Origin of the sequence: Catellatospora sp. NPDC049133, from assembly GCF_040648455.1 — a bacterium.
Taxonomy (GTDB): Bacteria; Actinomycetota; Actinomycetes; order Mycobacteriales; family Micromonosporaceae; genus Catellatospora; species Catellatospora aurea.
In genome coordinates this window covers 30,005-51,869 of the sequence record NZ_JBEZDT010000043.1, presented here as the reverse complement: position 1 = coordinate 51,869, position 21,865 = coordinate 30,005, and the positions used below count along the sequence as shown (strand labels likewise).

Annotated in this window: 20 protein-coding genes; 10 read left to right on the top strand and 10 right to left on the bottom strand. The window is 71.1% G+C overall.

Annotated elements, in window-relative coordinates; translation table 11 throughout:
- Nucleotides 1–57 precede the first annotated feature (57 nt).
- Nucleotides 58–795 (top strand): SDR family oxidoreductase, encoded by a 738-nt coding sequence (locus AB0B35_RS35605; protein WP_361054345.1) that lies wholly within the window; start codon nucleotides 58–60, stop codon nucleotides 793–795.
- 71 nt (nucleotides 796–866) lie between these two features.
- Here the strand turns inward: AB0B35_RS35605 and AB0B35_RS35600 are convergent, their stop codons facing one another.
- The 3 genes from AB0B35_RS35600 to AB0B35_RS35590 form a co-directional block, all read right to left on the bottom strand.
- Nucleotides 867–2,420, bottom strand: a complete 1,554-nt coding sequence (locus tag AB0B35_RS35600) for an FG-GAP repeat protein (RefSeq protein WP_361054342.1) — start codon at nucleotides 2,418–2,420, stop codon at nucleotides 867–869.
- A gap of 147 nt (nucleotides 2,421–2,567) precedes the next feature.
- Nucleotides 2,568–3,410, bottom strand: a complete 843-nt coding sequence (locus AB0B35_RS35595) for a fumarylacetoacetate hydrolase family protein (RefSeq protein ID WP_361054339.1) — start codon at nucleotides 3,408–3,410, stop codon at nucleotides 2,568–2,570.
- Complete coding sequence (locus AB0B35_RS35590; protein WP_361054336.1) at nucleotides 3,407–4,267, bottom strand: amidohydrolase family protein; 861 nt, start codon at nucleotides 4,265–4,267, stop codon at nucleotides 3,407–3,409. Before AB0B35_RS35590 ends, AB0B35_RS35595 begins: the two co-directional genes overlap by 4 nt.
- Before the next feature lie 83 nt (nucleotides 4,268–4,350).
- On the opposite strand from AB0B35_RS35590, the gene AB0B35_RS35585 reads away from it, so the two are divergent.
- Complete coding sequence (locus AB0B35_RS35585) at nucleotides 4,351–5,034, top strand: GntR family transcriptional regulator (protein ID WP_361054333.1); 684 nt, start codon at nucleotides 4,351–4,353, stop codon at nucleotides 5,032–5,034.
- A gap of 105 nt (nucleotides 5,035–5,139) precedes the next feature.
- On the opposite strand, the gene AB0B35_RS35580 is transcribed toward AB0B35_RS35585, so the two are convergent.
- On the bottom strand, nucleotides 5,140–6,006 hold the full coding sequence (locus AB0B35_RS35580) for a hypothetical protein (RefSeq protein ID WP_361054330.1): 867 nt from the start codon (nucleotides 6,004–6,006) through the stop codon (nucleotides 5,140–5,142).
- A gap of 46 nt (nucleotides 6,007–6,052) precedes the next feature.
- Entirely contained in the window at nucleotides 6,053–6,607 is a 555-nt protein-coding gene (locus AB0B35_RS35575; protein WP_361054327.1) for an NADAR family protein, read from the bottom strand.
- A gap of 76 nt (nucleotides 6,608–6,683) precedes the next feature.
- Between AB0B35_RS35575 and AB0B35_RS35570 the strand changes: the two genes are divergently transcribed.
- The gene (locus tag AB0B35_RS35570) at nucleotides 6,684–7,166 is read left to right on the top strand and encodes a macro domain-containing protein (RefSeq protein ID WP_361054426.1); all 483 of its coding nucleotides are present in this window, start codon (nucleotides 6,684–6,686) and stop codon (nucleotides 7,164–7,166) included.
- 116 nt (nucleotides 7,167–7,282) lie between these two features.
- Here the strand turns inward: AB0B35_RS35570 and AB0B35_RS35565 are convergent, their stop codons facing one another.
- The gene (locus tag AB0B35_RS35565; protein ID WP_361054324.1) at nucleotides 7,283–7,852 is read right to left on the bottom strand and encodes a DUF4291 domain-containing protein; all 570 of its coding nucleotides are present in this window, start codon (nucleotides 7,850–7,852) and stop codon (nucleotides 7,283–7,285) included.
- Nucleotides 7,853–7,987: 135 nt separating this feature from the next.
- On the opposite strand from AB0B35_RS35565, the gene AB0B35_RS35560 reads away from it, so the two are divergent.
- Entirely contained in the window at nucleotides 7,988–8,677 is a 690-nt protein-coding gene (locus AB0B35_RS35560; protein WP_361054321.1) for a hypothetical protein, read from the top strand.
- Here AB0B35_RS35560 and ssuE read toward each other — a convergent pair.
- Nucleotides 8,674–9,207, bottom strand: coding sequence for an NADPH-dependent FMN reductase (gene ssuE, locus AB0B35_RS35555; RefSeq protein ID WP_360528642.1), 534 nt, complete (start codon nucleotides 9,205–9,207; stop codon nucleotides 8,674–8,676). The two genes, AB0B35_RS35560 and ssuE, sit on opposite strands and share 4 nt — an antisense overlap.
- 220 nt (nucleotides 9,208–9,427) lie before the next feature.
- Here ssuE and AB0B35_RS35550 point away from each other — a divergent pair, with 220 nt between their 5' ends.
- Genes AB0B35_RS35550 through AB0B35_RS35535 form a run of 4 tightly spaced genes read left to right on the top strand, consistent with a single transcriptional unit; the run spans nucleotide 9,428 to nucleotide 13,008 of the window.
- Nucleotides 9,428–10,006: a helix-turn-helix domain-containing protein gene (locus AB0B35_RS35550; protein ID WP_361054318.1), complete on the top strand. Its 579-nt coding sequence runs from the start codon at nucleotides 9,428–9,430 to the stop codon at nucleotides 10,004–10,006.
- Nucleotides 10,003–11,340: an MFS transporter gene (locus AB0B35_RS35545; protein ID WP_361054315.1), complete on the top strand. Its 1,338-nt coding sequence runs from the start codon at nucleotides 10,003–10,005 to the stop codon at nucleotides 11,338–11,340. The genes AB0B35_RS35550 and AB0B35_RS35545 overlap by 4 nt, the downstream gene beginning before the upstream one ends.
- Nucleotides 11,279–12,010: a lysophospholipid acyltransferase family protein gene (locus AB0B35_RS35540; protein ID WP_361054312.1), complete on the top strand. Its 732-nt coding sequence runs from the start codon at nucleotides 11,279–11,281 to the stop codon at nucleotides 12,008–12,010. Before AB0B35_RS35545 ends, AB0B35_RS35540 begins: the two co-directional genes overlap by 62 nt.
- A gap of 56 nt (nucleotides 12,011–12,066) precedes the next feature.
- A complete protein-coding gene (locus tag AB0B35_RS35535; protein WP_361054309.1) occupies nucleotides 12,067–13,008 on the top strand; it encodes an acyl-ACP desaturase in 942 nt (313 codons plus the stop codon).
- Nucleotides 13,009–13,200: 192 nt separating this feature from the next.
- On the opposite strand, the gene AB0B35_RS35530 is transcribed toward AB0B35_RS35535, so the two are convergent.
- Nucleotides 13,201–14,115 (bottom strand): DMT family transporter, encoded by a 915-nt coding sequence (locus tag AB0B35_RS35530; RefSeq protein ID WP_361054306.1) that lies wholly within the window; start codon nucleotides 14,113–14,115, stop codon nucleotides 13,201–13,203.
- A 70-nt stretch (nucleotides 14,116–14,185) separates the two neighbouring features.
- On the opposite strand from AB0B35_RS35530, the gene AB0B35_RS35525 reads away from it, so the two are divergent.
- Nucleotides 14,186–15,097, top strand: a complete 912-nt coding sequence (locus tag AB0B35_RS35525; protein WP_361054303.1) for a LysR family transcriptional regulator — start codon at nucleotides 14,186–14,188, stop codon at nucleotides 15,095–15,097.
- Between the two features lie 355 nt (nucleotides 15,098–15,452).
- On the opposite strand, the gene AB0B35_RS35520 is transcribed toward AB0B35_RS35525, so the two are convergent.
- Nucleotides 15,453–18,173, bottom strand: a complete 2,721-nt coding sequence (locus tag AB0B35_RS35520) for a PQQ-dependent sugar dehydrogenase (protein WP_361054300.1) — start codon at nucleotides 18,171–18,173, stop codon at nucleotides 15,453–15,455.
- A gap of 244 nt (nucleotides 18,174–18,417) precedes the next feature.
- Complete coding sequence (locus AB0B35_RS35515; protein WP_361054297.1) at nucleotides 18,418–20,010, bottom strand: cellulase family glycosylhydrolase; 1,593 nt, start codon at nucleotides 20,008–20,010, stop codon at nucleotides 18,418–18,420.
- A 344-nt stretch (nucleotides 20,011–20,354) separates the two neighbouring features.
- Here AB0B35_RS35515 and AB0B35_RS35510 point away from each other — a divergent pair, with 344 nt between their 5' ends.
- Entirely contained in the window at nucleotides 20,355–21,863 is a 1,509-nt protein-coding gene (locus AB0B35_RS35510) for a hypothetical protein (RefSeq protein WP_361054294.1), read from the top strand.
- The last annotated feature ends 2 nt before the right edge of the window (nucleotides 21,864–21,865 follow it).

The following is a 21,865-nucleotide window of genomic DNA, read 5'->3' as shown; positions in this document are numbered from 1 at the left end:
CTACGTGGGGACTTGTCCACTCTCTCGCCTTCGCGAGCTATCCACGAGGGAAGTCCTTTGACTGAGTTCGCAGGTCTGGTGGCCGCGGTCACCGGTGGCGCGTCGGGCATCGGTGCGGCGGTCGCCGACCTGCTCGCCGACCGCGGCGCGGCGGTGGCCGTGCTCGACCGCACCCCCGCCGAGGGCGGCCGGCACCTGGCCGTCACGGCCGACGTCACCGCGCCGCTAGACGAGGCGATGGCCCGGGTCATGGGCGGCCTGGGCAGCCTCGACATCCTCGTCAACTGCGCCGGGATCAGCGCCGTCGGCACGGTCGAGGACGCCGCCGACGACGAATGGCGACGTTGCCTCGACGTCAACGTCGTCGGCATCGCCCGCGCCAGCCGCGCCGCGCTGCCGTACCTGCGCGGCTCGAAGAGCGGCGTGATCGTGAACATCTCCTCGATCGCCGCCACCGCCGGCCTGGTCAACCGGGCCGTCTACTCGGCGACCAAGGGCGCGGTGCACGCGCTGACCCTGGCCATGGCCGCCGACCTGGTCAGCGAGGGCATCCGCGTGGTCAGCGTCGCGCCCGGCACGGTCGACACGCCCTGGGTGGCCCGGCTGCTGGCCGGGGCCGACGACCCGGCCGAGGAGAAGCGCAAGCTCGCCGCCCGCCAGCCCACCGGTCGCCTGGTCACCGCCGACCAGGTCGCCGAGGCCGTGGCCTACCTGGCCTCACCGCGCTCCGGCGCGACCACGGGCACCTCGCTCGCCGTCGACGGCGGCATGAGCGGCCTGCGCCTGGTCCGCTGACCGGGCCGCAAAGACCGGCGGCGCGGTCCCCACACAGGGGGACCGCGCCGCCTTCTTCTTTCAGCCGTGCGTCAGGACGTGCCGAGGCGCTGCAGGACGACGTCGGTCGGCGTCTGGACATAGTGAGCCAGGAACAGCTCGTCGTACTGCTGCCCGCCGGGCATACCCTCGAACGCGTAAACGATGCCGTTCTGGGGCAGCGTGCCGCCCGATGCGCCGGGCAGGCCGACAACCAGGTCGAACTGGGCGTTGTTGTGCCAGCGGTCGATCACGGCCAGCCACAGGCCGAACTCGCCGTTGGGCTGCGAGCCCATGTTGATCGAGGAAAGGCTGATCTGCGTGGCGCCCACCCCGAGGGTGGCCAGACCCGGCAGGATCGCGACGACACCGGCGTCGGGCTGCGCGGCGATGTCCTCGCCCGGTGCGCCGATGGCGAGGTCGATCGGTGCGGTGCCGGTGAGCTCACCGGCCGCGACGTACGCCCCGAAGCGGTCGCCCGCGGTCGGGGTGCCCGGGATGCCGGCCGTGCTGCCCTGGACGAGCAGCTGCTTGCCCGTCGCCTGGACGCCGCCGGCCCTGCCCTCCAGCACGACGACCGCGCCGGCCCCGGCCTTGCCCTTGACGTCGCTGTCCGGCGTGCCCGCGACGATGTCGCCGAAGCCGTCGCCGGTGACGTCGGCGACCAGCAGCCGGGTGCCGTAGCCGTGCACGGTCACGTTCGCCGTGGACACCTCCGCGCCGGTGAAGGCGTCGACGTCGGTCGTGGTGATCCCGGTGTCCGCACCCTTCAGCAGCATGACGTTGCCGCCGCCGACCGCGGAGCCGACCACGAGGTCGCCGTTGCCGTCATTGGTGACGTCGCCGATCGCCAGCGCCCGGCCGAAGTTCTCGCCTGGACCGGCGGGCGTGCCCGGCACCGTGGACAGGCTGGTGTGGAAGCGCTGCGCGCCGGTGGCGGTCAGGCCGGTGGCGGAGCCGTAGAGCACGGTCACCGCACCCTCGCCCGGGTACGTGCTCACCTGCTCGCCCGGTGCGCCGACCGCGAGATCGGCGTACCCGTCGTCGTTGATGTCGCCGAGCGCCAGCGCCGAGCCGAATCCGTCGCCGGCGTTGCGCTGGCCCGGCACACCGGCGGTGTCCTGGTCCCAGTACACCGAGGAGGAGATGCCGAAGCCCGACGGGTGGCCGGGCACGACCCAGACGCCGCCGGCGCCCGCGGTCTGGCCCGCCAGGCCGAGCACCAGGTCGTCGAAGCCGTCGTGGTCGATGTCGCCCGCCGTCATGGAGACGATGGAGTCGAGCCCGGCCGCCGGTCCGTAGAAGACGCACCGCAGCGCGGTGAGCTGGACGACCACCACCCGGTTGCCGGTGGTCTGGTTCACCCCGAAGGTCACGATGTCCTCGGAGTAGTCGCCGTCGAAGTCGGACTTCGTGTGCCCGCGCCCGCCCGCGCCGAAGACGTGCGACGGCCCGTCGCAGGCCATCCGCAGCTCCCGGGTCAGGTCGCTGGAGTAGATCGAGGCGTAACCGATGGCCGCGGCCGCCGGTGACACCGTGCCGAGCTGCGCCGCGACCAGCGCCGCGATGGTGGCCGCCGCGCCCGCGGCGATTCTGAACTGTCTCATGTGGCCCCCGCTCTCTGTGAACAGCCGATCGCCAGAGGTTACGCAAGGAGCACAAGTCCTGCTGTCCCGCAAACTGTCGTGCAGTACACACAAGAACGGGGGCGGTGCGGGACGCCGCCGCCCGCACCGCCCCCGGGTCGCCGCCCGTCAGGCTTGGCCCATGACGGCGCGCTGGCGGCCCAGGCCGTCGATCTCGACCTCGACCACGTCGCCCGCGGCCAGGTACGGGAACCGGCCGGACAGCGCGACGCCCTGCGGGGTGCCGGTGTTCACCACGTCGCCCGGGTCCAGCACCGTGTACTGCGACAGGTGCCAGACCAGGTACGCCACGTCGAAGATCATGTCCTTGGTGTTCGAGTCCTGCCGGACCTCGCCGTTGACCCACGAGCGCAGCCCGAGGCCCTGCACGTCGGCGATCTCGTCCGGGGTGACCAGCCACGGGCCCAGCGGCTGGAACGTCTCACAGGACTTGCCCTTGGACCACTGCCCGCCGGACTGGTGCAGCTGGAAGTCGCGCTCGGACACGTCATTGGACAGCACGAAGCCGGCGACGTGGTCGAGGGCCTGCGCGGGCGACTCCAGGTAGCGGGCCCGCCGCCCGATCACCACGGCGAGTTCCACCTCCCAGTCCGTGGTGGTCGAGCCGCGCGGGATCAGCACCTCGTCGTACGGGCCGACGACGCTGTTCGGGGCCTTGTAGAAGACGATCGGGGTGGTCGGCGGCGTCGCGCCGGACTCGGCGGCGTGCGCCGCGTAGTTCTGCCCCACGCACAGCACCACGCCCGGCCGGGCCACCGGTGCACCCACGCGCAGGCCGGTGACGTCGATCTCGGGCAGCTCCGCCGCGGCCGCCCGGACCCGCTCGACGCCGTCCCCGGCCAGGAACGCGCCGTCGATGTCGCCGGTGATCCCGGACAGGTCGTAGTGCCGGCCGCCGGACAGCAGCACCGGCTTCTCCGCGCCCGGGGCGCCGACCCGCATGAACTTCATTGATTGATCTCCAGACCGTAGGTGCGAATCGCGGTGCCGCCCGCCACGGCGGCCCGCTCCGAGGGCGACAGCCCCGACAGGCAGGAACCGACCGCGGCCAGCGCGTCGGCGTACGAGGCGACCAGCTCGCAGACCGGCCAGTCCGAGCCGATCAGCAGCCGGTCGGGGCCGAACAGCTCCAGCGCGGTCTCCACGAACGGCGCGATCGCCTCCATCGTCCAGCCCGGACCGGCCTCGGTGAGCAGCCCCGACAGTTTGGCTGCCGCGTTGTCGCACGCCGCGAGCGGCTCGACCGCGTCCCGCCATTCGCCCAGCCCGTCCGGCGTGATGCGCGGCTTGCCCAGGTGGTCGAGCACGAACATGGTGTTCGGCACCGCCGCGACGGCGGCGGCGCAGGCCGGGAGCTGGTCCTCGCGCACCACGAGGTCGAAGGTGAGTCCGGCGGAGCCGATCGCGCGCAGGGCGCCGCGAACGTCCGGGCGGGCCAGGTAGCCGGGGTCGGTCACGCCCTGGACCTGGTCCCGCAGGCCGACCAGCAGGTCGCCGCCGGCCCCGTCGAGCAGCGCGGCGATGGTGCCGGGCAGGTCCGGATCGGTCAGCGAGGCCCAGCCGACCACGCCCGCGATCTCGGGGGTGTCCGCGGCAAGCGCCAGGAAGCCCACGGTCTCGTCGAGCCGGCATCGCCCGGCCTCCACCAGCACCGTGGCGTCGACCTTGCCCGTGGGCAGCTCGCGGCGCAGATCCTCGACCGTGTAGTCGCGGCGCAGCGGCTCCAGGCCGGGTTCGGCCAGCCAGGCGTAGTCGGCGGTCCACAGGTGGTGGTGCGCGTCGATCCGCACGTGTCTGCCCCCTGTCACGTCCATAAGAATCATAGATCCTATATCATTGCCGTATCGGTAAGGTGTACTCGCTCACGACGGTGACAGTCAAGGGGTGTCCGATGGCCATTACGCCCATCTCCGGCCGGATCCGGCCCGCGCAGCGGCTCACGCTGACCGATGACGTCTACGAGTCGCTCAAGACCCTCATCATGGAGCATGCGATCGCTCCCGGCGAGCGGGTGAGCATCGACGGTCTTGCCCGTACCCTCGAAGTCTCCCCCACCCCCGTCCGGGAGGCGCTCGCCCGCCTGGAGTCCGACGGGCTGGTACGCAAGCGGGCGATGTCCGGCTACACCACGACGCCCCTGCTCACCCGCACCGAGTTCGACGAGCTGTTCGAGATGCGGCTGCTGCTGGAACCCGCCGCCGCGCGCCGCGCCGCCACCTACGCCGACGCCGAGCAGCGCCGCCGGGTCCGCGAGGAGGCCGCCGCGACCGCCGCCGTCGAGGCCGGCGACGGCTACCGCAACCACGCCGCGTTCACCGCGCTCGACGCCCGCTTCCACGACCTCGTCGCCGAGGTCTCCGGCAGCGGCCTGCTCCGCGAGTCCATCATCCGGCTGCACTCCCACCTGCACCTGCACCGGATCTACTTCCCGTCGGCGGGCACCGGCGACACCGTCGGCGAGCACAAGCGCATCGCCACCGCCATCGCCAAGGGCGACGCCGACGCCGCCGCCGACGCCATGCACCAGCACCTCACCTCCGCCCGCGACCGCCACCTCCCCGCCTTCCCGTCCTGACCCGCCCTTTGCCGCGCCCCTTTGCCGCAACTCTTGAAGAGTCGCGGCATCAGGCCGCCTCGGAGACCGCGACTTTAAGAGTTGCGGCAGGTGGGACGGTCGGGGTCAGGGGGTGACGAGGTGGAGGCTGTCGAGGCGGGCTAGGCCTTCGTCGGCGAGCAGGGCGGCGAGGTCGATGCCGAAGTCGCCGTTGGCCAGCAGGTCAGGGCGGTCCAGGCCGTCGATTCCGGCGGCGACGATCCGGTCGGGCAGGAACTCGCGCAGGCGGTGCCGCAGGTCGCGCGGCCAGTCCATGACCGCGCTGTACAGGTGGTCGGGGCTGCGCCCCCAGTCCTCGGCAACGTCGGCCTCGTCCACCCCGAAGATCACCACGTGGTCGCGGTGCACCGGGCTGCCGAACTGCGGCACGCCGCCGGTGTGGCAGTCCACGGCGGGCAGCACGATCCGGTCCGGGTCGATGGGCTCATACCAGAGCAGCAGCGGTTTCGCCCGCAGCGCGTCGCGGTTGTCGAAGCAGCACAGCGCGATGGTGTGACGCGGGAAGGCCAGCGCGTAGAACTCGAACAGGTCCGGGCTCACCGGCGGCCGCCGGTGCGGGGGGACGCGCTCCAGCGCCGCGTACACGGCCATCGGGTCGTCGGCCAGCACCACCGTGTAGACGTCGTGGTCGAAGACGTGGGCCCGCGGGACGGGGCCGTCCATCCACGCCATGCCGTCGGCGGCCACCGCGCCGCCCCCGACCGCGTCGAGCATCCGGTCCAGCACGTCGCGGTGGCGGCCGACGTCGATGAAGCTGTCCGGGGTGAGATGGCGTCCGGGCAGGTGCAGCAGCATCGCGTTCGGGCCGGACGCCAGGTTCACCGCGGTGTTCTGGTAGCCGAACACCTCGATCCGCCCGTGCACCGGGTGGTTGCGGCGACCCGCGTAGACGGTCGTGCCGCGGAAGTCCGCGAGTTCAGCCGAGACGCACATCGCGCGAGGATACGTCGTCCGGCGCGTACCCCGCAGCGTGGCCGCCTCAGCCGGACGCGAGCTGCTCGCGGGCCTCCATCAGTGCGAACCCGAGCAGGCTCAGGCCGCGCCAGCGCTGCGGGTGCCACGCGTCGCCGTCACGGGACGACAGGCCGATGCCCCAGATCGCGTCCACCGGGCTGGCCTCGACCAGCACTCGTTCGCCCGTCGACAGCAGGTAGGACCGCAGCGCCTCGTCCTGGCCGAACTTCGCGACGCTGCCCGCCACCACGATCGCGTACCGCTCCCGTTCCCAGACGGCCTGGCTGAACCCGCGGACCTCGCGCCCGACGCCCTTTGCCTGCTGCGGGTGGCCGGCCGCGAGCACCCGCCGGGCGGCGTCGGTGTCGCCGAACAGGGTCGCCTTGCGCCACATCATGTAGTGCTCGGCGGTCGCGAAACTCAGCCCGTCGACCGTGAACGGGGCCTCCCACCACTGGCTCAGGCAGCTCGGGCCGATGCTCCCGTCGGTGTTCGGCTGGTGCCCCCAGAACATCAGATACTTCACCCGCCGCCCGCGCTCGGCGAGGGTGACGAGGTCGGTGACGCTGCGAGGTGACATGCCCGCCAGTGTCGCCCAGCGCGGGCCCGCCGCGCGTCACGATTTCGGTCGACCGGTGTCGCACCCCGGCGGCATGATGCCCACCGTGACCACGCTGACGATCGTCAAGGGCGACGCGACCAGCCCGCAGGCCAAGGGACCGAAGGTGATCGCGCACGTGTGCAACGACATCGGCGGCTGGGGCAAGGGCTTCGTGCTGGCGATCTCCCGGCGGTGGCCGGAACCGGAACGCGACTTCCGCCGCTGGCACCGCGAGCGGGCCCGCAACGATTTCGGCCTCGGCGCGGTGCGCCTGGTGCAGGTGCTGCCGGACACCTGGGTCGCGAACATGGTCGCCCAGCGCGGCATCAAGACCGGCAGCTCCGGGCCGCCGATCCGGTACGAGGCCGTCGAGTCCTGCCTGCGTACCCTCGCCGGACACGCGTCCCGGCTCGGCGCGTCCGTGCACATGCCGCGCATCGGCTGCGGCCTGGCCGGCGGCCGCTGGGAGCGCATCGAGCCGCTCGTGCGGGAGACGCTGTTCGCCGCAGGAGTGCCGACGACGGTGTACGACTTCTAGAGTCCGCTCCCGCCGACGGCGTCGCCGTAGGCGGAGTTCTCCAGCATCGCGCCGCTGTGGCGGCCGCCGCGAACGGATCTAGATGATTTGTTGTCGCTCCAGCGACCACAAATCATCTAGATCCGCAGCTCGTAGGGTTGCTCGTCGGGCAGCAGAAGGGTGGCTTGGAGCAGGTTTCGTGACTGGACCAGGGCGTGGATCTCGCGGGCCAGCGGGGTCACGTCGGTGATGGCGACGGTCCAGTCGTCGACGTAGCCGTCGACCGCCGTGCCGGACAGGCCGATCTGGATCGCGCGGTACGCCAGCGGGCGCAGGTGCAGGTCGCGCTCGGGGTCCCACTGCACACGCACCGGGGAGCGTTTCAAGGCCCGCTGCCAGGTCGCCTGGTCGGGGTACACGTCGCGGTCGTGATGGCTCGGCACGGCCTGTCGTACGGCGGCGTCGAAGCCGGCGCGGCGCAGACGAATGGCGAGCACCCGCTCCTGGCCCTCCTTGGTGGCCCAGCCGCAGCGATACATCATCCACAGGAAGGACGGCTTGATCCAGGTCATCCGGTCGCGGCGGTACCAGTCCGGGAAGCGCCCCAGCCCGGCCGCGGCGTCACCGATCTCCGGCCGGTACGCCTGGTAGACGGTGACGGTCTCGTCGTCGTGCAGCGCCCGGATCTGCCTTGTCGGCACTGTCATGGCCTGGATGATCCAGCACCGGCCCGTCGCCGTCGACCGGGTTTGCGCTCGCGGGCGTCGCGACGGAATCCGCTTGTACGGCACGCGGCGCCGACGCCACCCTGGCAGGCATGCGCGATGACCCTGCGGCCCCGCATGAGACTGCGGACGCTCGTCGACGAGGTGCGGCTCGGGCCGTCGACCTACCGCGTGCTGCGGCCGCACCGTCCGCTGCCCCGCGCGGCCCTGTTCGCCGCCGGTGGTGACCGCCGACCGCACTGCCTGCTGATGTACACCGACCGGACGGCGGCCGCCGTCATGCACGCCGCGTGGGCGCTGGCCACGATCTCGCCGAACTCGCTGGTGCACCTGCCGATGCGCACCTCCCTGCCACCCGCGCGCACGCCGTTCGCGGAGACCGGAGCGGCGTCGTTCGACCTGGTGCTGCTGCACCACCGGCTGCAGTTTCCGCTGTCGCGGTGGAAGCAGGTGCGGGCGCGGCTGCGGGGCGGCACGCCGCACACGGCGGTGATCCCGCCCGGGGTGCTGCCGGCCTACTCCGACGTCGACCACGACGCCCGCGGGTACGCCGAGCAGCGCGACCACCTGCGCATCGAGCTGTCGGGGCGGACGGTGTTCATCGTCGGCAGCACGGTCGCGTTCCGCGACTGGGGGCACTGCCTGCGACGGCTGGCCGAGGGCCCGCAGGCGGGCACAGGCAGCAGCTGCGGCGCGCCGCACCACTGCGTATCGGTCGACGACTGGCGGCCTCGGCGGGAGCTCGACTGGACCGACCTGCACATCGAGGTAGTCGCCGACTGGCGGCACGATGCCGGGAGGCGCTAGGCGCGCACCTTCGGGGTCAGCGCGGCCGCGAAGGCGGCGACGACGCCGTCCAGCAGGGTGCGGGCCGGCTCGGCGATGACGACGTCGCCGTCGGGGCCGTCACTGATGAGCTGGTCGTGCACGAAGTAGCCGGGCAGCACGTGGGTCGCGCCCATGGTGGTCAGCACGGGCCGCAGCGCGTAGTCGATGGCCAGCACGTGTGCGACGGTGCCGCCGGTGGCCAGGGGCAGCACCGTCTTGCCCGCGAGGGCGTACTGCGGCAGCAGGTCGAGCAGCGCCTTGAGGATGCCGCTGTAGGCGGCCTTGTACACCGGCGTCGCGACGATGACGCCGTCGGCCGCGGCCAGGCGCTCGGCGATGTCGAGGATCACCGGATGCGACGGGTCGCAGCCGAGCAGGACCTCGGCGGGCAGGTCGCGCACGGCGATCGTGTCGATCTCGGCGTCGAGCGCTCCGGCCACGTTGGCCAGCACCCGCGCGGTCCGCGAGGTCGGTGACGGCGAGCCGCTGATCGCGACCACGACGGCCACGTCCACCTCCCCTGTCTCACGGATCCCGCAGCCACCGTATCGCGCCTCGGCCCGGCGCCGCAGGTTCGGTGGCGCCCCACCCGGCCATGATCGCCCGACTTGCCAGGCACCTGGCGGTATTCGGCTTCAAGATTCGCACACCAGGCAAGCCACTCTGATGATCAGGAGCCTTGCAGAATTTTGTTTGCAAAGAAAGTTCTGCAAGGCTAGCGTGCTCAGCATGAATCAAAGTGACGGCGTGCGCCGGGTCGGCGAGATCGAAGAATTCAAGGCGCTCGCCCATCCGCTGCGGGCGCGGCTGCTGGGGGCACTGCGCGAGCACGGGCCGGCCACGGCCACCGAGCTGGCGCACCGGTTCGACACCGATACCGGGTCCACCAGCTACCACCTGCGCAAACTAGAGCAGTACGGATTCATCGCCGAGGCCGGCGACCCGGGCCACCCGCGTGCCCGGCGCTGGCAGGCCGTCCACCATGTCAACGACTGGAGCGCCGTCGACATGGCCGCCACCGCGGAGGGCCGCGAGGCGTCCGCGGTGATGCGCCGCCAGCAGGTCGACATCCTGATCAGGGACGTCGTGGCGTACGAGGCCGCGCTGAGCACGCTGTCCGACGAGTGGGTCGAGGCGTCCGGCGTCGGCGACCTGCTCCCGCGGCTCACGCCCGCCTCGCTGAACACGCTGTGGGAGCGGTTTTACGCGCACGTCGACGAGCTGGCCGCGCAGGACGCCGGCGACCCGGCCGCCCGCCCCGTCAGCATCGTCGTGTCCGGCCTGCCCCGCCTCGGGGACCGCTCATGATCACCGCGGACACGGCGGGCCGCCGGTACGTGCTGATCACCTTCCTGACCTGGCTGCCCGCCGGGCTCTACACCGCGCCCCTGGTGCTGCTGCTGCTCGAGCACGGGCTCAGCCTGGGCGAGATCGCGGCGATCGGCGCGGTGTACGGGATCTCCGTGATGGCGCTGGAACTGCCGACCGGCGGGCTGTCCGATGTGCTGGGCCGTCGCCCGGTGCTCGTCGCCTCCGCCGCGGCGGGGCTGGCCGGGCTGGCCCTGCTCGGCCTCACCGAGGCGGTGTGGCTGCTGGTGCTGTCCGCGGTGCTGCGCGGGGTGGCCCGTGCGCTCTCCTCCGGCCCGGCCGAGGCCTGGTACGTCGACGCGGTGCACGCGGCCGAGGGGAGCGACGCGGACCTGGGACCGGGCCTCGCCCGCGGGGCGGTGGCCGCATCGGCCGCACTCGGTATCGGCGTGCTCGCCGGCGGCGTCATTCCGTTCGCCTGGCCTGGCGCGGCGTCACAAGGCTCCGGGCTCGCGGTGCCGGTGCTGCTCGCGGCCGTCGGCGAGCTGGCGCTGCTGCTGGTCGTCGTGTTCGCGATGCCGGAGGCGCGGGGGCCCCGCCCGGAGTTCGGGGCGGTGCTGCGCGGCGTGCCGGCGACCGTCACGGCGGGCCTGCGGCTGGCCGGGCGCGACCACGTGCTGGTGCGGGTGCTGGTGGTGGCCGCTGCGACGGGCACCGGCCTGGCGGTCATCGAGCTGCTCACACCTGCCTGGATGGCGGTGCTGTCGGGCGGGGCGAGCCGCGGCGTGCTGGCGTACGCGCTCGTCGCGGCGGTCGGCTTCGCGGCGGACGCGGCCGGCAGCGCGCTCGGGGTGCCGCTGACCAGGTGGCTCGGCTCGCCGGGACGGGCCGCGTGTGCCGGCTCGGTGCTGGCGGCGCTGGGGCTGGCCGGGCTCGCCGGCACGGCAGCGCTTTCCGGGTGGCTCGGCATGGTCGCGGCCGGTGCGGCGTACCTGCTGATGTTCCTGGGGTTGGGGGCGGCGGTGGCGCCGGTCGGGCGGCTGCTGCACGACCGGGTCGAGGCGGCGGAGCGGGCCACGGTGCTGTCGGTGCAGTCGCTGCTGCTGCAACTCGGTGCGGCCGCGGGGTCGGTCGCACTGGGAGCGCTTGCCGCCGCGTACGGGCCCGGCCCTGCGTTCGCGGGGGCGGGGCTGCTGCTCGCGGCGGCGGCGCTGACGCTGTGGGGGCTGCCGCGCCGTCGGAGCGTCCGGGCGCGGGCTCTACTGTTACGCCATGTCGGACCGCGTATACCCGCCCGTGATCGCCCTCGCGAAGACCGCATTCCGCGTTCTTGACCTGCGTATCGACGTGCAGGGAGCCGAGCATGTGCCCACCACCGGGGGCGCGGTCATCGCCTGCAACCACATCAGCTACCTGGACTTCATCCTGTGCGGGTTCGCCGCGCAGCCGTCGAAGCGGCTCGTCCGGTTCATGGCGAAACAGGAGATCTTCGCCAACCGGGTCGCGGGGCCGCTGATGCGTGGGATGCATCACATCTCGGTGGACCGCGAGGCGGGGCTGTCGTCGTACAAGGCGGCGCTGGAAGCGCTGAAGGAGGGCGAGGTCATCGGCGTCTTCCCCGAGGCGACGATCAGCCAGTCGTTCACGGTCAAGGAGCTCAAGGGCGGCTCGGGGCGGATGGCCGCGGCCGCCGGCGTGCCGCTGATCCCGATGGCGCTGTGGGGCCCGCAGCGCCTGTGGACGAAGGGGCGGCCGCGCAAGCTCTACCAGCGCCACGTGGCGGTGACGATCCTGGTCGGCGAGCCGATGTATCCCAGCAAGCGGGACAAGTCCGACATCGTCACCACCGAGTTGCACCGGCGGATGCAGGCGCTGCTGGACCGGGCACAGCAGGAGTATCCGGACAAACCCCAGGGCCCCGAGGACTCCTGGTGGCTGCCCGCCCACCTCGGCGGCACCGCTCCCGCCCCCGAGCAGGCAAAAGACTCCGAGGACGAGGACTAGTTACGGTGCCGTAGGTTACGGTACCGTAGTTACCAGCCCATCTCAGGAGGACTTCGTTGACGACCGAAACCACCGACACCCTGGTACTGCTGCGCGAACTTGAGCCGGTGGTGGAGACCAACCTCAACCGCCACCTGGCCACCGCGAAGGAGTGGTTCCCGCACGAGTACGTGCCGTGGAGCCAGGGCAGCGACTTCGACGGCCCGCTCGGCGGCCAGGCCTGGGACCCGAGCCAGTCGAAGCTGTCGGAGGTCGCCCGCACCTCGCTGATCGTCAACCTGCTCACCGAGGACAACCTGCCCAGCTACCACCACGAGATCGCGACGCTGTACGGCCGCGACGGCGCGTGGGGCACCTGGGTGCACCGCTGGACGGCCGAGGAGGGCCGGCACGGCACCGCGATCCGCGACTACCTGCTGACCACGCGCGCCGTCGATCCGATCGCGCTGGAGCGGGCGCGCATGACGCACATGGAGACCGGCTTCACCGCCGACCACCCCGACGTGCTCGGCTCCCTGTCGTACGTCTCCTTCCAGGAACTCGCCACCCGCGTCGCGCACCGCAACACCGGGCGCGTCAGCGGCGACCCGATCTGCGACGCGCTGCTGGCCAAGGTCGCCAACGACGAGAACCTGCACATGCTCTTCTACCGCAACCTGCTGATGGCCGCGTTCGAGCTGGTCCCGAACGCGACCATGGAAGCGATCCTGCGGGTGGTCAAGTCGTTCCAGATGCCCGGCCACACCATCGAGAACTTCGGCCGCAAGTCGGTGCAGATCGCCATGGCCGGCATCTACGACCTGCGCATCCATCACGACGAGGTGGTCATGCCCGTGTTGCGCCAGCTCAAGGTCCTGGAGCGCACCGGCCTGTCCGCCGAGGGCGAGCGCATCCGCGAGGAACTCGTCGAGGTCCTCGCCAAACTCAACACCGCCGCCTCCCGCTTCGAGGACAAGCGCGCCGCCCACCAGGCCCGCGCCGCCGCCCGCACCGCCTGACCCACCGGGCCCCCGGGCCGCCGCCCCGCCCCGCCCCGACGCGTTGATCATGAACTTATGGCACGGTTCGACGGTGTGTCCTGGCCACAACTTCATGATCGATCAGGCCCCTCATCCGAGCTGGATGAGGGGCCTGATCGATCATGAAGTTAGGTCGCCGACACGCCGTTCAGCCGTGCCATAAGTTCATGATCAACGCGTGAGGGCGGGGTGGCGGAGGGCGGTGGGGTGAGGGTGGGGGTGGGGGGTGGGTTTGCGGGTGGAGAGCCAGGAGCCGAGGAGGATGAGGGCGAAGCCGAGGACCGTGGCGGGGGTGAGGGGTTCGGCGAGCAGGAGTACGCCGAGGCCGACCGCGACGGCGGGGCTGGTGTAGGAGACCAGGGCGGCGGAGCCGGCTCCGGCCAGGGCGATGAGTTTGTAGTAGACCAGGAACGCCAGGGCGGTGCTGAGCAGGCCGAGGGCGAGCACGGCGGCCGAGGCCTCCAGGCCGGGCAGGGTCGCGGGGGCCGACAGCAGGCCTGCGGGCAGGAGCAGCACGCTGGCGATGCCGGTGGTGCCGACGACCACGCCCAGCGGCGGCACGTCCGACAGCTTCTTCTTCACCAGCGTGGTGGCCCCCGCGTAGGACACCCCGGCGAGCAGGACCAGGCCCGCGCCGAGCAGTTCCAGTCCGTCGCCGCCGCCGAGGTCGAAGCCGACCACCGCGGCCACCCCGACGAGGCCGACGAGCAGCCCCAGCAGCTTGCGGGCGCCGGCGCGCTCGGAGGCGTCGAAGCGCACGGCCAGCACGGCGATGACCAGCGGCTGCGAGGCCAGCAGCAGCGCGGTCAGCGACGAACTGATGTGGACCTCGCCGTACGTGATGAGCAGCTGCGGCGCGACGACGTGCAGCAGCGACAGCGCCCCGATCGCGGTCCACCTCCCCCGCAGCGCGGCCAGCGCCCCGCGCCGGTGGGCCAGCGGCAGCAGCACCGCCACGGCGATGAGGGTGCGTCCGAGTACGACGACCGGCGGCGACAGCTCCGTCAGCGCGATCTTGATGAAGAGGTACGGGATGCCCCAGAGCACCGACATCGCGGCCAGCAGGACCCAGGCTTGACGCTTCATGTGTTCAGCCTCGCGCGCTAGAGTTGTTAGCGGTAGTGATGACTTCCTTACGCGGCTTGCAGAGGTTCTAATGATCGACGTACAGCGGCTGCGCATCCTGCGCGAGGTGGCCGAGCACGGCAGTTTCAGCGGCGCGGCGGCGGCGCTCCTGCTCACGCCGTCGGCGGTGTCCCAGCAGATCGCCGCCCTGGAACGCAGCCTCGGCACGCCGGTAGTGGAGCGCACCACTCGGGGCACCACCCTCACCGACCCGGGCCGGGTGCTGGTCGAGTCCGCCGACGTGGTGCTCGCCGAGCTGGTCCACGCGCAGGAGCGCATCACGCGGCTGGCCCAGGGCCGGGCCGAGCGGCTCGCGGTCGCCACCTTCATCAGCGGCGGGCAGTTGCTGCTCCCGCCGGCGTTGACCGGGTTCGCCGCGGCGCACCCGCGGGCCGAGCTGACGGTGCTGGAGAGCGAGACCGAGGAGAGCCTGGCCCTGGTCCGCGAGGGCCGGGCGGAGCTGGCGCTGGTGTACCACTTCGACGGCCCTCCCCCGGTGCGGCCGGGTGACCGGTCCGGGCTGGCCTGGACACCGCTGCTCGACGATCCGATGCGGATCGTGGTGCCCGCCGGGCACCGGCTTGCCGGGCTCGGCGAGGTCGACCTCGCCGAGCTGTCGGGCGAGCGGTGGGTGCAGGGCTGCGTCAGCGTCGGCGAACTGCTCGACGGATACGCTGCGATCGCCGGTTTCGAGGTCAACGTCTCCTGCCGCACCACCGACTACGGGTTCGCGGTGTCGCTGATCGCGGCCGGGGTCGGCATCGGCCTGATCCCGTCGGTCGCGCTGGCCGGGCCACCGCCCGGTGTGTCCGTGCTGACCCTGCGTGCCCCCGCCCCGACCCGCTACATCGGCCTGATCACCCGCCGCGGCAAGCAGTCTCCCCTGGTCGAGGAGCTGACCCGCAACCTGCTCGCCGCCCCGGAGTTCCTCGGCCTCCGGTGACGCCGCGCGCCGTCGGGATCGCCCGAGGCACGCCCGGCCCGAGCGCGGCGCACCAAGATCGCTCGACTTGCAAGGCAGGTGCGGGTAAGCGGGCGCAAGATACGCACAGATGCCGGGCAGGTTGAGCGATCTTGTGCAGGTACGGCGGCCGGCAGAGGATCGTCGAGAACACGGCTACATCTATTTTGATGTGCTCACATCAAAATAGATGTAGCCGCAACGCGAGGTAGGCACCCGCCAAGGCCGAGGCGCGGAGGCGGCCGACCGGGCGCACGTTCATGGCGGGCGTCGTGTCCTGTCGCGCAGGACGCCGAAGCGCCGCCGGCCCGAGGGCCGGCGGCGCTTCGAGCAGGGTTCACTTCGAGATCGCGACCAGGGAGATGTCGTCGTTGAGGTCGGCGCCGACGTACTTGTGGTCGCCGGCGACGTACAGGCGGCACGGGTTGATGTCGGCCTCGCCCTTGGCGCTGTCGTGGCGGCACACCACGGCCTCGTGGTCGGCCGCCACCTTCAGCGAGCTGATCTTGTCGTTGCCGACCGGGCCGATCTCCGCCGACTCGTAGATGCCGATGCCGTACTTGTTGTAGACGCCCTTGAAGTCGCGGTCGCGGTAGACCGTCATGCGCGCGCCGTTGCTCGGCCCGGCCAGCACCGCCATCAGGGAGATCTTGTTGTCGAGCGTGCTGCCCTGCAGCGTGTGGTCGCCCGCGCCGAACGTCCGGCAGGGGCCGAGGTCGCCCTTGTTGGAGAAGTTCTTGCCGTCGTTGCTGCACGCCACGAACCGGTAGCCCGGCTCCACCCGGAACGACGTGATCGCGTCGTTGCCGACGACGTTCAGGTTGCCCTGCCATGCCTGGTGGATGCCGGGCGTGAACTGCTGGGACACGCCGGTCAGCGCGGCCCCCTCGTACACGGTCACGGCCGGGCCGCCGACCGCGATCAGGTGCACGTTGTCCTCGAAGTTGTCGCCGATCGCCGCGTGGTCGCCGGCGGTGAAGTACCGGCACGGGCCGACCTGGCCGCTGTTGACGCCCGCGTCGCGGTCGTGCTGGCAGACCAGCGCCTCGTGCCCGGTGGCCACCTTCATCGAGCTGGTATCGGTGTCGACCTGGTTCAGCTCGCCGACGCTGGCCTCGAAGCCGCCGACGCCGAGTCCCTGGGAGTCGCCGGAGAAGTTCGTCCCGGTGTACGCCGTGACGCCCTTGCCCTTGGCCGGGCCGCCCAGGACGGCGATCAGCGACGCCTTGTCGTTGAGGTCCGTGCCGACGAACTCGTGCTGGCCGGGGCCGTAGTAGCGGCACGCGCCGAGGTTCAGCGCGTTGGTGCGGCCCTGGGAGGTGTCGTCCTGGCACACCACGACGCGGTAGCCGGGGCCGACCTTGAGCGAGCTCATCTTGTCGTTGCCGACCGAGCCCAGCTCACCGGCGGCGTTGTCGTGCACGCCCGCGCCGAGCGCCTGGAAGGAGCCCTTGAAGTCGCGGTCGCCGTAGATCATGACCGGGGACGCTGCCTGCTGCGGCGCGTAGCGCACCCGGTAGATCTTCGCGCCGGCCTTCGTCGGGTCGCCGCTGTCGGGGTACAGGCCGGTGAAGTAGAGGCCGTCCTGGCCGACGGCAAGGCCGGCGACCGTGGTCTTGCCGCCGCCGTTGTACTCGACCAGCGTCTTCGGGGCCGAGACCGACCCGTCGCCGTTGAACGAGAACTCGACGATGCGCTTGCCCTTCTCCTGCGGGCCGGTGGCGTACGTCGGGCCGCTCTCGGAGACGAACGCGTGCCCCCACTTGTCCTCGGGGAAGCCGCCCGCGTGGTGGTCGCTCTGCTCGGTGAAGGTGATGTTCACCGGCGCGTGCGTGCGCTCCCAGTAGTAGAGCGCGTTCTTCTTCATGTCGTTGACGCTGCCGCCCCAGCCGTAGTCGGTGCCCTTGGTGATGCGGGCGAGGCGGTCGTTGGCGCCGGGGCCGTTCTCGACGGAGTAGTGCTGGCCGTCGCTGGCCCGCCAGCCGCCGCCGAACGGGTTGCGCAGGCCGTACGCGAAGATCATGTCGCGGGCGCTGATGCCGTCGTCGTCGTTGTAGAACGGGTTGTCGCTGGGCACCGACCCGTCCAGGTTCAGCCGCAGCACCTTGCCCCGGGCCGAGTCCTTGTCCTGCGCGGTGTCGGGCTCGAAGCCGTCGCCGAGGTGCACGTAGAGCTTGCCGTCCGGGCCGATGCTCAGGTTGGAGATCTGGTGCGAGGCGCTCTGCGGCTCGTCGTCGAGGTCGAGGATCGTCTTCTTCGACGAGGCCGTCTTGCCGCCGTCGGTGCTGTGGAAGCGGACGACCTTCGGGTAGTAGTTGCTGCCGTCCTTGTACACCATGGACGCGAACAGGTCGCCCGACGCCGGGTCCATGACCAGACCGGCCAGGCCCATCTCGCCGCTGCCCGGGAAGACCTTGGACGGGTCGTAGTTGAGCAGGTCGTCGGCGTAGGTGGACACCGAGTAGTCGGCCTTGACCACCTTGATCTTGCCGTACAGCTCGGTCACGTAGAACATCGGCTTGCTCGGGTCGGCGACGTGGCCGGGCACCATGGCGATGTTGACCGGCAGCGAGAAGCCCCCGGCCACCTCCTCGACCTTGTAGCCGTCCTGCTTGACGACCCACTCCGGCGCGTCGGGCCGCGGCTTGAGCTCCTTGGCGGTGCGGAACGGCCGCTCGGTCCAGGCGCTCCACTCGGTGCCCGGGTCGCCGCTGCTGTCCTTGAACCGGACCCGCAGCTCGTAGTCCTTGTCGGGGATCAGGTCACCGCGACCGGCATGGGAGTTCTCGAACACGCCGTCGCCCATGTGGATGTGGTTGCGCAGCACGCCGCCGGTGCAGCCGCTGGCCCAGATCCGCTCACCGCCGGTGCTGATCTCCCACTCGCTGCACAGGTGCGCGTCGCCGTCCGGGTCGCTGAACGGCGCCGCCTCCATGTGCACGTCCGCCGCGCTGACCAGCGTGTTGTCCGCGCCGGGCTCGGTGATGGTGGGCGCGGTCGGCGGCGAGGCGGCGTGCGCGGCCGGGCCGGGCATGGCGATCGACAGGATTCCTGACATCAGCGCCGCACCGACGGGCAGCGATCTCCGATGACCCATAGCGTGAAAGCCTCCTGCTCGTGTGGTGTCCGCTGACAGTGCGACAGGCTAACGAGCGGAATGCATATTTCAGGCTCTTACACGCGGGTGTCTCCAAATAAGCCCTAATTTCCCCAATACGCGTGGAGAAAGGGTATGTCGGGAACTAAACAGCTGAGCCCGCCCCGCGGGCACGGGACGGGCTCAACTGTTCGCAAAGCGAGCGTCAGCTACGCGTGCAGGTCAGCGCGGGCACCGCGTTGACCGAATTGTTCCAGGTCCCGTTGAACCCGAACGACGTGGACGCGTTCGGGCCCAGGTTGCCGTTGTAGCTCATGTTGCGCGCCGTGTGGCTCGCGCCGCTGGCGGTGTCCACCGCGCTCCAGATCTGCGTGATGGTCTGCCCGTTGGCGAACGTCCAGGTCACGGCCCAGCTGGTGCTGGCGGTGGCGCCGTTGGTCACGGTGACGTTAGCCCCGAAACCGCCGGGCCACTGGTTGGTGATCGTGTACGTGGCCGTGCAGCCGCCCGTGCCGCCGCCGGTCTGTGTGGTCACGCTCACCGTGGACGAGCGGGACGAGCGGTTGCCCGCGACGTCCTTGGCGTACACGGCCAGGGTGTACTGGGTGGCGGCGGTCAGGCCGGTCAGCGATGCCGAGTTCGTGCTCGGCGAGGCCAGCACCGTCTCCGTCGAACCCGACACCCGCACCACGTCGTACCCGGTCACGCCCACGTTGTCGGTCGAGGCCGACCACGACAGCGACAGTGAGGACGAGGTCACGTTCGACGCCGACGGGGTGCCCGGCGTCGTCGGGGCCTGCGTGTCGCCGCCGGTGTTGTAGATGGTCGCCTGCGTCGAGGTGGTGGACAGGCCGTTGCTGCCGGTGATGTAGCGGTTGCCCCAGGTGCTGCGCTGGGCCGGGTTGAAGCTCGTCACCATGTCCAGGTACTCGACGCCGCCGCCGTTGCCGCTCCACGACCAGCCCATGTTGCCGATCCCGGCAGACTGGGTCTTGGCCATGATGGTGTCCTCGTCGGGGTTGCCGTCGGAGTGGTTGTCACCGAACTCGCACACGCACAGCGCCAGGTTGCGGCTGGTGAACGAGTCGACGTACGCGGTCACCTCGGCGGCCGTGTCGAACACGCCGTACATGTGCACGCTGAAGATGGTGTTGCCGGTGGTGTCGGCGGCCAGCACGCTCGGCGCGTTGTCGCGCATCGTGAACGACCAGTCCTGGCCCCAGTTCGGCGCGTCCACCATGATGGTGTGCTGGAACCCGGCGCTGCGCAGCCGCTGGATGGCGCTCTTGGTGGCGTCGGTCCAGTTCGGGGTCACCGCGTTGTTGCCGATCGGCTCGTTGCCGATGTTGAGGATGACGTAGTTCTCCTGGCCGGTCAGCGCGCTCTGGATGCTGATCCAGTAGTTCACGGCGGTGTCCAGGCTGACCGCGCCGCTCTGCTCGCCGAAACCGGTGGTGTCGTGGTTCTCCAGTACGCAGATCAGCTTGTTGGTCTTGCACAGCGAGATGACGTTGGCGACGTCGGAGGCGGTGTTGGTGGTCCATCGCCCGCCGGACAGCACCACGCGCACGGAGTTGGCCCCGGCCGCCTTGATGTTGGCGAAGGAGCTGGTCTGGGTGGCGTACCAGGCGTGCGGGTGGTTGATGCCGCGCAGCTTGAGGGCGGTGCCGTTGGCCTCGACGAGCTTGCCGTTGGACACGCGGATGCCGGTGGCGGCCTGCGCGGGCTGGCTGAACGCCACCACGGCGACGGCCAGCGCCAGCAGGGACGCAGCGGCCAGCGCGATCTTTCTCTTCATGTTCACCTCGGAGGGAGCAGCCCCGCCGGCACGGCCGACGCGGGGGGACGGACACGAGGAATCGGTATGACGCAGCCCGACGGCTCCCTACAAGCGTCCGCATCAGCATAGGTTGATGCACCGATGGACGCAACCGGTTAAGGTGCCTCCTTCGGCCCGCACATCCCGAGCCGCGAACATTCGGCTGAACCGGTTCATGCCGATGCCCCACGACACGGCAGGTCGGCCGATGGGACGAGTGCCGCCACCGACCGGCCATAGCCTGACCGACGGGTCAGCGAACGTGAAACGCTCTGCGTATCCTGCGGCGGCACGATCATCGTCACGGGAGGACGCAACACCCCATGAGACTGCACATCCCCCGCCGCCTGCTGGCAGTGGGCGCTGTCGCCGCGGCCGCCATCGCGCTGGCCCCCGCGCCCGCCCACGCCGCCGGCTACTTCGGCGCCCAGTTCGACGACCTGACCATGGGCGCCAGCGGCGCACCGGGCAAGGTCTACCCGCTGTACGTCTTCGGTGAGGATGTCACCGGCGGCAAGGTCGTCCTCGACCTGGCCGCGCTCGACGGCATCGCCAAGGTCTCCTTCCCCGGCCCCGACGGCGAGAAGTGCAAGGTGGCCGACAAGACCGCCACCTGCTCCTTCGCCGACGGCGGCGTCGACAGCATCATCTCCGTGCTGCTGCAGCCGCTGGCCGGCGCGACCGAGGGCGCGACCGCCGAGGTCCCGGTGACCACGTCGTCGGCCGACAACGAGCCGTACACGGTCAACACCAAGGTCACCGTCAAGAGCGGCGCCGACCTGATCGTCCTGGACCAGGGCAAGTACGACCAGGACGCGAAGATCGGCGACGACGTGTCCATGCCTATGGTCGTCGGCAACGTCGGTGACAAGGCCGCGCCGTCGCTGAGCTTCACCTTCAGCCTCACCCACGGCATCACGCCCGTCGAGTACGAGGAGTGCGAGTACGCCGTCTGGGACGAGGCCCAGGGCACGCACGTCTACTGCACCCTGCCCATCGAGGGCGGGCTCGGCCCCAACGAGGCCGTCGAGATCGAGGGCGGGTTCCAGGGCCGCATCGCCGCCGACACCTCGACGTTCGAGCGGGGCACCTCCATCGTGGACGTCGGCGACGACCTCCCCGCCCAGGCGCGCACCCGGATGGGCTTCGCCGAGCGCGGCTCCGGCAAGCACCTGAAGCTGGTCCCGGCCACCCTGCCCAGCCAGCGCACCGCCCGCGTCGTCGAGATCGACACCCGGGACAACTGGGCCGACTCCAGCTGGAACATCAAGACCCCGTTCGACCTCGCCGCGATCGGCGCGGACCTGGCCGGCGGCGTCGGCGACACCGTCACGGCGAAGCTCGGCGTGAAGAACACCGGTCCCAGCTCGTCGAACTCGGTCAGCTCCGGCGAGCCGATCCTGATGTTCGGCATCACCGTGCCGGAGTGGGCCAAGCTCGTCGGCGTGCCCAAGCAGTGCGAGGCGATCGAGAAGGTCGGCGACGGCTACGAGGGCCGGGGCTCCAAGCCCGGGTACACGTACTACCACTGCTGGAACCAGAGCTACTTCTTCGGCGCCGGTGAGACGTACACGCTGGACTTCAAGTTCGAGATCACCGGCGACAGCGGCGCGGACGGCGTGTCCACGCTGACCCCGGTCGGCCGCGGCGAGCCGTGGAGCGACGCGAACAACGCCAACAACGAGGCGAAGATCGCGCACGCGGGCGGCGGCCTGCCGGTCACCGGTGTCCAGGTCGGCCTGATCGCCGGCGTGGGCGGCGCGCTCGTGGCGCTCGGCGTCGTCGTGTTCACGATGGCCCGCCGCCGGCGGATGCCGGTCGAGCTGAGCTGATC